General features: G+C 47.2%; 7 protein-coding genes. 2 read left to right on the forward strand and 5 right to left on the reverse strand.

Features of this window, described 5'->3' with window-relative positions:
* The first annotated feature begins 136 nt into the window (after nucleotides 1–136).
* Nucleotides 137–3,166, forward strand: a complete 3,030-nt coding sequence (locus OQY15_RS17065) for a TonB-dependent receptor (RefSeq protein ID WP_265793095.1) — start codon at nucleotides 137–139, stop codon at nucleotides 3,164–3,166.
* Nucleotides 3,167–3,184: 18 nt separating this feature from the next.
* Nucleotides 3,185–4,927: a RagB/SusD family nutrient uptake outer membrane protein gene (locus tag OQY15_RS17070; protein WP_265793096.1), complete on the forward strand. Its 1,743-nt coding sequence runs from the start codon at nucleotides 3,185–3,187 to the stop codon at nucleotides 4,925–4,927.
* Here OQY15_RS17070 and OQY15_RS17075 read toward each other — a convergent pair.
* From OQY15_RS17075 to OQY15_RS17095, 5 genes are all read right to left on the reverse strand, one after another.
* On the reverse strand, nucleotides 4,921–5,799 hold the full coding sequence (locus tag OQY15_RS17075) for an alpha/beta hydrolase (protein ID WP_265793097.1): 879 nt from the start codon (nucleotides 5,797–5,799) through the stop codon (nucleotides 4,921–4,923). The two genes, OQY15_RS17070 and OQY15_RS17075, sit on opposite strands and share 7 nt — an antisense overlap.
* The gene (locus OQY15_RS17080; protein WP_265793098.1) at nucleotides 5,765–6,715 is read right to left on the reverse strand and encodes a LysR family transcriptional regulator; all 951 of its coding nucleotides are present in this window, start codon (nucleotides 6,713–6,715) and stop codon (nucleotides 5,765–5,767) included. Before OQY15_RS17080 ends, OQY15_RS17075 begins: the two co-directional genes overlap by 35 nt.
* Nucleotides 6,716–6,927: 212 nt before the next feature.
* Nucleotides 6,928–8,865 carry a sigma 54-interacting response regulator gene (locus tag OQY15_RS17085; RefSeq protein WP_265793100.1) on the reverse strand — a complete coding sequence of 646 codons (1,938 nt, stop codon included), beginning with the start codon at nucleotides 8,863–8,865 and terminating at the stop codon, nucleotides 6,928–6,930.
* Nucleotides 8,840–11,116, reverse strand: a complete 2,277-nt coding sequence (locus tag OQY15_RS17090; protein WP_265793101.1) for a histidine kinase dimerization/phosphoacceptor domain -containing protein — start codon at nucleotides 11,114–11,116, stop codon at nucleotides 8,840–8,842. The genes OQY15_RS17085 and OQY15_RS17090 overlap by 26 nt, the downstream gene beginning before the upstream one ends.
* A gap of 128 nt (nucleotides 11,117–11,244) precedes the next feature.
* Nucleotides 11,245–12,117: an alpha/beta hydrolase gene (locus tag OQY15_RS17095; RefSeq protein WP_265793103.1), complete on the reverse strand. Its 873-nt coding sequence runs from the start codon at nucleotides 12,115–12,117 to the stop codon at nucleotides 11,245–11,247.
* Nucleotides 12,118–12,389: the final 272 nt, after the last annotated feature.

Below are 12,389 nucleotides of genomic sequence, written 5' to 3' on the forward strand. Positions count from 1 at the left end.
GGGGCATTCCGATAAAATATCATAACGATTAGGAAAGATATTATAATACACATTAGTTTCTGATGCTAATTTTGTGTGTTGACCAGATATAATTAATTCCTCAATTGACCTGAATATTAAAATCAATTCCCCGGGTATGAAAAAACTTTATTTTCTTAGTCTTTTGGTATGCTGCATATCTTTTGCGCAGGCACAAACGCGTGCCCTGAGCGGAAGGGTACTGGATGCAGGAAACAGTGATCCTTTGATAGGTGCTACGGTAGCTGTACAGGGAACTGCCATCAGACAAGTGACCGACGTAAACGGAAAGTTTACGCTGAATGTGAGCAGCGGACAGAATGTGGTGCTGGTCATTAAATACATCGGCTATGCCGACCAGACGGTTACTTTTAACGGGAACGATCAGGATATTACCATCAAACTTGCCGCGCAGTCGAACGCCCTGGATGATGTGGTGGTGGTAGGTTTTGGAACAATGAAACGGCGCGACCTGACGGGTGCTGTGGCGACAGTGAAAGCTTCAGACATCGTAAAAGCACCTACGCATAACGCGCTGGAAGCCATACAGGGACGCGCGCCAGGTGTGGATATCACGCGTAGTACAGGAAACGCAGGTGCAGGCGTAAACATCCAGGTCCGTGGTACGAGATCCATACCCAATGCGCTGAACACCGCCGGAGGAATTAACCCCAATGCGCCTTTACTGGTGGTGGATGGAGTACAAAATGGGGGTAGTATCAATAACATCAATCCCAATGATATCGAAAGCATCGAAGTGTTGCAGGATGCCGCATCAACGGCAATCTATGGATCACAGGGTGCCAACGGGGTAATCGTGGTGACCACAAAAAAAGGTGTTGCAGGTAAGGCAAAGATCTCCTACAATGCTTATTACGGGATCAATGGCTGGACAAAATTTCCAACTCCAAGATTAGGAGAGGACTACCTGACGCTGCGCCGGGAATCTTTCCGTGATGCAACAACAGGGGCAATCCCGGCAGATAACGTGGTTTTTACCAATGCCGGTGAGCTCGCCGCAGTGCAGGCCGGGCAGTTTGTGAACTGGATAGACCTGGCGACCAGAAACGGCAGGCAGCAGAGTCATACAGTGAGTGTCCGCGGGGGAAGTGAAAACACAAAAGCTTTTTTCTCCTTCGGTTATTTTAATGAAGAGGGTCAGCTGATCAATAACGACTACAACCGCTACAATTTCCGCTATAACATTGACCACCGGCTAAACAGCTGGTTCAAAACAGGTATCGTAGGGCAGCTGGCATTCAGTAAGACCAATACGCGGCGCGATCCACTTTCCAATGCCTTAACGGCCATTCCTTTGGGCACGGCTTTTAATCCTGATGGTTCAATCAATACCTTTCCCATTGCCGGCAATACCAGCACGATCAGTCCGATCACAGATCAGCGACCAGGTGCGGCAGTAGACCAGACTACAGGCAGTGAGATCAACGCGACGGCCTATGCCGAACTGGCACCCATCAAAGGACTGACCTTCCGAAGTAACCTGGGAACCGTGCTGGGCAGCAACAGACGTGGCCAGTTTAACGACCCTTTCTCTTTGACACAGAATAATGTGCGTTATTCGGCAGCTTCGGTGACGAATGCGAATTCGCGTTATTACAATTGGGATAACGTGCTGACTTACAACCATGAGATCAACAAACATAGTTTTACGGCTACTGCGATTTCCAGCTATATCCACAGCGAAGTGGAAGAGGCCTATGCAGGGGGGATCCGGCAGGTGCTTTCCTCACAGTTGTGGCATAACCTTGCCGGAACGGAATCTACCAGCCGCACCACGACTTCGAGTTTTGTACGGTATGACCTGCTGGCGTATGCGGGTCGTCTGAATTATAGTTATGACGGAAAATACCTTTTCCAGGGAACGATACGATGGGATGGGGCCTCGCGTTTAGCACCGGGCCATAAATGGGATTCCTTCCCTTCGGTATCTGCGGGATGGGTGATCAGCAGGGAGTCTTTCATGAAAGATATGAAGCTGATTGATAACCTGAAACTACGGGCCAGTTATGGGGTAACGGGTAATTCCACGATCAAACCTTATGATACGCAGAGTCTGCTGACTTCCATTCCGATGGGTTTTGGGGATGTTCCAGCTCCGGGGTATATCTTTAACGGAAATATCGTATCTCCGGATCTGGGCTGGGAGAAATCTAAAACGATTGACATCGGTACGGATATCACGGCGTTTAAAAACAGGGTAACTTTGGGGGTCGACTGGTACCTGACGAAAACGTCTGACCTGCTGTACCCGCGGGCATTGCCACAATCTACGGGACAAGGTATTGTTTATCAAAACATAGCGTCGACGCAGAATAAGGGGGTAAATATTATCCTGACGACGGTCAATGTGCAGAACAAGGACTTCAAATGGTCTACCACGGCTACATTCTCGCAGAACAGTGAAAAGATCACCGGCCTGATTGACGGCCGCAATATTATCAATACGGAAGAAAACTCATTGCTGATCGGCTCACAGGTACAGTCGTACTATGTGTATAAAAAGATAGGTATCTGGCAGCAGTCTGATATGCCTATCACCACTACACTTAACGGGGTACCTTTCAAACCGGGAGATATCAAAGTAGAAGATCTGAATGGCGATGGGATCATTGACATCAATAACGACCGTATGGTGGTGGGACATCAGCAGCCGAAATGGTTTGGCGGCTTGCAGAACACGTTTAACTACAAAGGCTTCGACCTGAATGTGTTCCTGATTGCACGTTACGGACAGACGGTGAAAGGGGAGTTTATCGGTCGGTATAACCCTTCCGCCGAAGCAAACGGACCGGCAAATTTCAACTACTGGACGATCAATAATCCCTCCAACGATTTCCCGCGTCCGGGCCGGGGTAGTCTGACGAATCAATATCCGAATACGTATACTTCCTTGTTATACATTGATGGTTCGTTCCTGAAGATCAAGAATATATCATTAGGTTATACTTTGGCAAAAAGCGTAACGGAGAAACTGAAGATCAGTACACTCAGGTTTTATGCAACAGCATCCAACTTATTTACGTATTCGAAAAATTCTTTGCTGAACGATTACGATCCTGAACGTGGCGGTGCAGAATCATCGCCGCTGAGCAGACAATTGGTTTTTGGTCTAAACCTCGACTTCTAAACATTAATACTAAACTGTATGAACAGGAATTTATATAAACTCGCGGGTATCAGCTTATTTACGCTGTCGATGCTGTCCTGCACAAAAAATCTGAATGAATATAACCCTGGTGGTGCCACTTCTGATGCGACATGGACGACTCCTGAGGGCTTCGTAACCGCTGTAAATGGTGCCTACCGCGAACAGCGCGCCTATTACGGAAAAGAAGACGGTACGCTGATATCTGAAGGGGGAACGGATCTGTGGTTTACAGCCAACAAGATCAGCTTCGCGAATCAGGTAACGAAGTATACGGGTTTAACACCGGCATCGCCAAGCTCTGCAGGTACAATCTTCAGGCTGTTTTATCAGGCCATCAACTTATGTAATGCGGGAATCAACCGGATTGATGGTGCCGGGTTTACTGACCAGGCTGACAAAAACCGGCGACTGGGGGAGCTGCGTTTCCTGCGCGCTTTCTATTACTGGCATATCGTGGAGCAGTTTGGGGGTGTGAACTTGCGGACTACAGAAACGCAGACTGTGGAGCTCACTGCCACAAGAAGTTCTGTCAGTGCTTTTTACGACCTGATTATAGGGGATCTCAAATTTGCGGCTGATAATCTGCCGAATGCGAGTTTCTGGGGTGCTGAATATAGCAGGGCTTCCAAAAAATCTGCCTTGGGAATGCTGGCCAGGGCCTATCTGTCAAGGGCATATTATGCCAATGGCGCCGAACGCACGGATTACTTTACACTGGCCAGGACTACAGCAAATGATGTGATCGCGCGTAAGGGCGAGCTGGGTACAGATCTTTGGGCATCCCCGGCAGAGCTCTGGAACTTTGCCAATAACAGGAACAACAAGGAGGCGCTGTATATCATCAGTAATTCCACGAATGTGCAGCTGGATTATGACCTGAATGCCAACCGGCTGCATGCCTGGTATCTTACCACGTACAGCGGCAGACCGGGACTGGTGAGGAGTCTTGCCTATGGTTTCGACGGACAAAAACGTCTGCAGCCGACACGTTACCTGCTGAACTTATTTAATGAACAGGCAGACAGCCGATATGCAGCTTCATTTCAGGAAACATGGACAGCAAACAATGCATTTACCTGGACGGCAGCCAATGCCACAACTTTTGGTAAAGCTGCTTCGGTAGCAGGTGCTACCATGGTGCCGGGAATCAGCAGGGCGATGGAGATTACAAAGCAGGTGGTGGCCGACAAAGCGACGCGGCCCTGGGTCCTTTATGATATCAACGATTTGTACAATGCCAATGGCACGATCAAATCGCTCACGGATTTTGTACCACTTAAGAAATTCCTGGATGGCAGTCGCACAGCGGTTGATGCCCAGCCGGGTTTTGCAGACATCATGGTGATCCGCCTCGCGGAAATGTACCTGATCTCTGCAGAAGCCGAGTTTCAGTTGGGGAACTTCGCGGGTGCTGCCACGCAGCTGAATGTTTTGCGGACACGTGCCGCCATAAAAACACCGGTGAACCAAACAGCGGCGATGCAGACCAGCGCCGCAGAGGTTCAGACCGGGGGGATCAACTTTATTCTGGATGAGCGTGCCCGTGAGCTTTGTGGAGAACACTTGCGCTGGTACGACCTGAAACGGGTGCTTGGGGGCGACCAATTCGTATCCCGGATCAAGCTGGGTAATCCTGACATTACTGATGTACAGCCTTTTCACCGCTTAAGGCCGGTGCCACAGGTGGAGCTGAATGCGCTGACCAATGGTGCAGAGTTTGGACAGAATGCCGGCTACTGATGCAGTTTTTTCAGAAAACTGTGTATCAGGTCCGTTACTTCATGGTGATATTCTTCGAGAAGAAAGTGCCCAGCGTCGAACAGATGCAGTTCGGCATCGGGCACATCTTTCTGATAAGCCAGGGCACCAGATCCGGGGAAGATTTTATCATTCCTGCCCCAGGTAATTAATACCGGCGGCTGATGGTCGCGCAGGTATTGCTGCCATTGCGGATAAAGCGGAAAATTGCTGCCGTAATCCGCAAACAGTATCCGCTGGATCGCTTTAATCCCGGGCTGCTCAAACTGAAAGTGATCCATAAAATAGCTGTCGGGACTAATCCTTTCCGGGTTTTTACTGCCATATACATATTGTTCCCTGATGCCTTCCAGTGACATCATGTAATCGACCACGGCTTCCAGGCTGGCGGTCTCATTCGCGGCAGTAAGCTCACCTATCTTTTGTACATCAGGACCGATGCCTTCCAGATAAACATTGGCATTTTGTATGATCAGGGATTTGACCAGTTCCGGTCTTCTGCTGATGATTCTGAAACCAATGGGGCCACCATAATCCTGCATGTAAAAACTGATGGATCTGAGGTTGAGATGGTCTATAAACTTTTCCATGATGACCGCCAGATGGTCAAAAGAATAACTGAATAAAGAAGCTGAAGGTGCTCCACTGCATCCAAAACCAGGATAGTCGGGCGCTATCAAATGATAGTGTGGTGCCAGTTGTTCAATCAGGTTCCTGTACATGTGTGAGGAAGAGGGAAATCCATGTAAAAGCAGGAGCAGGGGCTGCCGGGGATCACCGGCTTCCCTGTAGAAGATTTCTACATCTTCAATGAGGACTTTACGATAGTGTGTTTGCGTTTTGGTGCTGAGCATAATTGATAGGGTTGGTTATTGAAATCCAGTTTTTGCTGATGATGTCTTCGAGTTGTTTTACTTCTTTGAGGTAGGAAGATTTCTTTTGCTTTCCAAAATGAAGTGTGTTCTCAATGGGATGGCTGTCCGGCCATGGCAATCGGATACTTCCATCGGTAAGGGCCCGACTGCAAAGGAAGTCGGGCACAATTGCAAAGCCCTTATTGTGCGCAATGCAGCGCAATATCGATCCGAAATAAGGTAACACATAGGTTGGCCTGAACCTGGGCAAGGCGTTGAAGCTGGCCATCCAGAACCTTTTCAGGTGCTCTGTATCAGCACCCGTAGCATACCAGGTCTGCAAAGCCAGCCAGTCCTTCAGCGCCTGGCGGTCGCCATTGCCCAAAAGTTCATCCAGTTCCCCGGTATCGGTCTGGCTCCCACAGATGAGCACCATCTTTTCTGTGGTAAATGGCTGATAATCTGCTTTCGACAGATTTCCAGTGCCCGAAGTAAGCACCAGGTCCAGCGCTCCACTATGCAGTTCCTGCAGCAGCTGTGCAGATTCACCAAACCTGGTTACCAGTTTAAAGGGCAGTTCCGAAACGTAAGGTTCCAGCGTATGCTGAAAGATCTCGAAGCCCATGCCGACGCTGATCGTAGGTTTTTCTACCCTCGACTTCCGGTGAAAGATCTGCTCGGCTTCTTCAAGTTTGTTCATATGGTCGACAATGAAATTGTAGAGCATCGTCCCTCGCTCTGTGGCCATCATTTTCCGGGTATCCCGCTCAAACAAGCGGTATCCTGTATAGGTTTCGAGTGAACTGAGGTGCAGACTTACGCCGGGCTGCGAAATGAATAATACCTGTGCTGCCGCTGATAATGTCCCTGCTTCATAGATGACTTTAAAAGTCCTGTACCATTCCAAATTTAGCATTGCTTTGATGAGTTAATGAGCGTAATGATTGAATGCTGCTCGTATAGTCAATTGCGTGCCAGAAAGTTAAGCCAGGAAAATTGTTATGGTAAGAGCTATAAGTTGTTGAATAACAATGCTGTCAGGAGCCGATTGGCGGATAGCGGCAATCGGGGCCTACGAAAATATCGGATAATGCTGGTCTTAACTCCGAAGATTTCAGAGTTTGCTCATCATTCAAAGTCTTCCCTGGTTATTCCAAGTTTTGCGATCCTTGAATCGAGGGTAGTAGGTTTGATGCTGAGTAGCTCAGCAGCTCCACCGGCGCCGCGTATACGTCCTTCCGTTCTTTTCAGTATCGAAATCAGGTGGGCTTTTTCCGTTTCACGCTGTACCTGTTTTACATCTTCCAGCGTCTGTATAGGGGCAGGAGCAGTATTTTCCCTTCTGATCCCGCTGAGGTTTTGTCTGAGCTGCAGTTCTGATTGCCCGTCGTTAAGGATCACGGCACGTTCAAGGACATTTTCCAGCTCGCGGATATTTCCCGGCCAGTGATAGCTGTACATTTCATCCATCATCAGATCAGATATGCCGCTGTAAACTTTATTAAATTCTCTGCAGAACTTGTCGGCAAAAAATGATGCCAGTGCAGGAATATCCGTTTTACGATCGCGCAAAGGGGGCAAAGTGATAGGAAAGACATTGAGGCGGTAATACAGATCAAGCCTGAACCTTCCATCGGCCACTTCCTTTTCCAGTATGCGGTTGGTAGCAGCCACAATCCTTACATCGATCTTCTTTGGCAGATTGCTGCCTACATAATTGATTTCCTTTTCCTGCAGCACCCGCAGCAGTTTCACCTGCATATCCAATGGTAACTCTCCAATTTCGTCCAGGAATATAGTACCTCCATCGGCCTGTTCAAACCTGCCTTTTCTCTTTTCCGTAGCGCCCGTAAAGGCTCCTTTTTCATGACCGAACAATTCCGATTCAATGAGTGCTGCGGGAATGGCCCCACAGTTAACCTCCACAAAGGGGCCGGATTTCCATGGAGACAGCGCGTGGATAGATCGGGCAACTTTCTCTTTTCCCGTACCGCTTTCGCCCAGGATCAGCACAGAGGTATGATAGGGTGCTACCTGTGTGGTCAGTTCCAGTGCATCAAGTAAGAGAGGGTGTTTACCGATAATCCCCTCAAATTCCTGCCTGCCTGACTTATCCTCAGCAATATCCTGGTTCACCGGATCTTTGATTATAGGTGATGCTGCGACCATCTTTTCAGTTACCCGGGTCAGACATGTTCTGAAAAGCTGTAGTATCGACAGATGTTTATAAGTGTAGGTGTCGGACTGGCGGCTGTAAAAACGGTAGCTGAATGGGGTACCGCCATTGATGATAATATCGGTCACCAGAAAGGATTTGATCCTGAACGTATCCAGCCACAGGTTTTGCAGGGAATTGTTTCTGGCCTGATCGTTTGCATCATAAATACCTTCCTTGTTCTCAGTCTGGCTGTTTTGAATGATCTCCGGCAAGGCATCGGTATGCAATCCTGCGATGGTCAGCAGTTCCTTTTCAGCGATATACTGATATTCATCAAATCCAATACGCAGGTATCCTGATTCGGTAAAACTCCCGGCTTCTGCGGAGCTCGTTCCGGCTACCATCAGGTCAAATGGGATGAAGCTGCGGAATGCCTTCGCAACCTTAAGTAACTTGACTTTTGCATCTGAGCTTTCGTTGCCAATTTCCAGCAGTTCCTTTTGCAGCAAGCTCTCCTGTAATAACCTCGCTTCCACAGTATTCTTCTGACGGTACCATGCGATATCCAGTGCTACCAACAGGTCTTTTTCCCTAAAAGGTTTTACTATAAAGCCATAAGGCTCAGTTTTTTTTGCTTCTTCAAGTATATCCTGACTTGAATTGGCAGAAAGATAGATAAAGGCAATGTTGGCCGCACTTAGCTTCCTGGCGAGATCAATGCCGCTGAGCTCACCATTGAGTCGTATATCCAGTAATACCAGGTCTGGTTTCTGTTTCTGCAGATAACTTTCTGCCTCTGCGGCAGAAGCAGCGATACCACATACGCTGTAACCTGCCTGTACCAAAGTAAGGCGTAATGCGGTGGCCACAACATACTCATCCTCAACTATCAGTATATTTTTTTTCATAGTCTGTTAAAATAGCAAAACGCACCGTGATGTGCACGCCATTATCATTGGTGATATCAAAATTACCATTTAATTGTTTCGCGAGACCCTGCATCAAGTCGAGCCCCAAAGAGTTACTGTCTTTGGTATCAAAGCCCGGAGGAAGTCCTATGCCATTGTCAGCTATCTTCAGCAGCAAATGATCAGGCCCGTCATGCTGCAAATATATGCTCACAATGCCCTGCTTGCCGTTTAGAAAAGCATATTTTATGGCGTTGACAATACTTTCTGTAAAAATCAGTCCCAGAGGGATGGCCTGCGAGACATCCAACTCAATCGCTTCTACGGTCTGTCTGAAGATGATCCTGTTATCGGTGTCAAAACTCTCATGCAGGTAACGCACCAGCTCACTGATATATTCAGGCATGGATATCGTACTTGTATTTTCATCCTGATACAGCTTCTGATGGATGAGCGACATGGCCTGCATCCTTCGCAGACTGTCCTTTATCGCGAGTACCGCTGCGGCATCTTCAAGGTATACAGATTGTGAATAAAGCAGGCTGGTGACCATCTGCAGGTTGTTTTTTACCCGATGGTGTACCTCTTTCACCAGCCACTCTTTTTCCTTGAGGAGTTTTTCCTGACTGGTATTCATCTCTTCCAGGAAGATGTTTTTCTGGTCGAGTTTGCGCTGGCTGATCTGAAGCTGACGGTTGGTTTTCTGCTTGAGGCGATAGCGGCTGAAGATCAGTATGCTGATGATGAGCATCAGCAGGGAAACTGCAATGATGCTGCGCTGAATAAACTGATTGCGTTTGATCTGGACATCTTTTGCCAGCGCCATTTTTGTCAATGTATCAATATGATCATTTTTCTTTTCTGTTTCATTCTCAATTTGTAACACAGACACCTGATAGGCTTTTGTGATATTATCAATTGAATCTTTTATTCTTTGAGCGATCAAATGATGGCTGAGTGCCGACTTGAAATTGCCGCGGATGGAATCCAGCTCGTAAGAGCGTTGTTCGGTGATTCGAATTTCAAGGGCATTGTTGATCTTATAGACAATCTCAGCGTAGCGTTCATTGAAAGCAGCTGCATCCTGATAATTTCCGGTTTTTAAATAATACTGTGCCAGTGCCGCATAGGCGCCCCTGAAAAGCTCGTAATTATTCGCAGAAATGCCTGACAGTGATTTCCTGACTTTTACTGCGTATTGATCTGCTGCTTTAAAGTGTCTGGCAAAAGTGAGATTGACGAGGATATTGTTCATTACAGCAAGTTTATCCCGATCATTTTCGCTGTTTTTCTCCAGTTCGTTGAGGAGCGCCATGGCTTTATGCAGCTTGTTGGTATGGGTGTAGGCGGTAGCCAGCACTCTTGAAACCGTGGAGATGTAGTCTTTGGTATTGTAGCGTTTTGCGATCTTCAGGGCCAGCAGGGAATAGGGAATGGCCTGATTGTAATCGTTCATGCTGCTGTAGGTAACAGCCATGGTATGATAGATACTGCAGAGTTGGAGTGTGGTGTCTTTCTGCTCCTTCGCCGTCTTGATGGCCAGCAGGTTGTATTTCAAAGCATTGGGAAAGGCTCCCATCTCATTTGAGGTCCTGCCGATCAGCCAGTAGGTGCTGTGGAGCCGTTTGTATCCGATAGACTTCCCGATGTCAAGTGCTTCAAAAAGCAGTTTTACCGCTTCAGTTTTCCGGTCTGCCAGCAGCAGCAATTCGGCATCATCTTTTAACAGTGAGGCCAGCCGTAATAAATTGCGATCCTTTCTGAACAGGGCAATAGCCTTGTTGTTAAACGCTCTTCTTTTGATCAGCCCGTCCATCGTGGCCACATCGTAACGGTGCCCCATCACAATGTAGGACTCGGCCATGCCAAAGGTGTTGTTCACTTTTCTGGAGAAGTCCAGTACTTTTTGGGCAGTTGCGGTGCCTTTATCATAGTTGCCCTGTTTGTTCCAGCAGAGCGCTGTGAGTATCATGGAATTGATGATGCCATAATTGTAATTCAGGCTGCGGCTCAGTTGAGCTGCCTGATCCGCGAGGGTAAATGAGGAATCGAGACGTGCCTTTCCGATTTCTGCTTTATCGATCATGGCGCGGCCCAGGGCGAGCTGTAGCTGAACTCTGTTGGTGTCGTTTTTACTGTCGGCAAGTTTTCGTTTGAGTGTGGGTAGAGAAAGCTCTTCGAGATCACTGGATTGTGCCCTTACCAATGCTGTTACGCATATCAGCAGCAGAAAGAGGCAGGTTTTTTTCATGAAGAACATATTACGGTACTTGCATTCGAATTTACATAAAATAGATAAAATTTCTTATCATTTTTCTGATAAGAGTGATGATTCATATGATAAGGGTAGCCGGGTAGGGCTACCCTTGGTTTCGTTGATTAGCGACCGACCTTGCGATCCAGGAAATCTTTGATGGTGGCTGCGATTTCATCGCCATGACTTTCCAGCGCGAAATGTCCGGCATCAAATAAGTGGTATTCAAGATTTTTTACATCTTTCTTGTAGGCTTCCGCTCCGCTTTGAGGGAAGATGTAATCATTTTTGCCATATACGATTAGCATCTCAGGATTGTAATCTCTGAAATACTGCTGCCATTTTGGATATTGCGGGGGATTGGTTCCGTAATCGTAAAACATGTCCAGTTGTATCTGATCATTTTCCGGACGTTGCAAATGGCGGAGGTCAATTTCCCAGTTATCAGGACTGACAACGGAAGGATCTGGAACCCCATGGGTGTATTGCCATTTTAGTCCGTCAGGTTGATGAAAAGTGGCCAGTGTGTTTTCTGCCTGTTTGTCGTTCCTGTCTTTCCAGTAAGCTTTGAAAGGATCCCAGAATGCTTCGAGTCCTTCTTCATAAGCACATCCGTTTTGTACAATCAGTGTCTCGATTTTTTCGGGAGCTTTGGAGGCAATTCTCCATCCGACAGGAGCGCCATAATCCATGAGATAAAGACTATATTTTGATATATGCAGTGTATCTAACAGCTTTTCAATAATGTCAGCATAGTTATCAAAAGTATAAGCGAAATCTGCGATAGGGGGCTGTTCGCTTCTGCCGTAGCCAGGGTAGTCGGCTGCTATCAAATGATATTTGTCCGACAGGCTGCTGATCAGATTCCTGAACATAAAAGATGATGCAGGATAACCATGCAGCAGTACGAGTGTTGGCGCATCTTTGGGACCCGCTTCGCGGTAAAAGATGTTCAGTCCGTTGATTTCAGCGAAATGATAGGTTGTTTGATTTTTCATGTTTTTAGGGATTAAGATTATCGATGTCCATTTGGAGCAATTTTATCCTTCAAAACTAGCCTATGAAATTGAATATCAACGCGTTTGCCTGATTACCAGGATGATAGGTTTTATCAGAAATCTGATACTATGATCCTGGCCGCAGGAAAGCGGGATTTGCGGGGGATTTTATGAGATTCTGAAGTTATTAGCAAAATGATATGTCTTATGATCAAACAAATAATGAGATAAATACCTCCTGCTAAAATTGCATCGTTTTAGCAAAATGTGAC

The organism is Pedobacter sp. MC2016-15, assembly GCF_026239695.1.
Classification (GTDB): Bacteria; Bacteroidota; Bacteroidia; order Sphingobacteriales; family Sphingobacteriaceae; genus Pedobacter.

Bases quoted from the DNA above. Each gene is read 5' to 3' on its own strand.
- OQY15_RS17075 (WP_265793097.1), bottom strand. From the start codon at position 5,799: ATGCTCAGCACCAAAACGCAAACACACTATCGTAAAGTCCTCATTGAA.
- OQY15_RS17090 (WP_265793101.1), bottom strand. From the start codon at position 11,116: ATGAAAAAAACCTGCCTCTTTCTGCTGCTGATATGCGTAACAGCATTG.
- OQY15_RS17070 (WP_265793096.1), top strand. From the start codon at position 3,185: ATGAACAGGAATTTATATAAACTCGCGGGTATCAGCTTATTTACGCTG.
- OQY15_RS17080 (WP_265793098.1), bottom strand. From the start codon at position 6,715: ATGCTAAATTTGGAATGGTACAGGACTTTTAAAGTCATCTATGAAGCA.
- OQY15_RS17065 (WP_265793095.1), top strand. From the start codon at position 137: ATGAAAAAACTTTATTTTCTTAGTCTTTTGGTATGCTGCATATCTTTT.
- OQY15_RS17085 (WP_265793100.1), bottom strand. From the start codon at position 8,865: ATGAAAAAAAATATACTGATAGTTGAGGATGAGTATGTTGTGGCCACC.
- OQY15_RS17095 (WP_265793103.1), bottom strand. From the start codon at position 12,117: ATGAAAAATCAAACAACCTATCATTTCGCTGAAATCAACGGACTGAAC.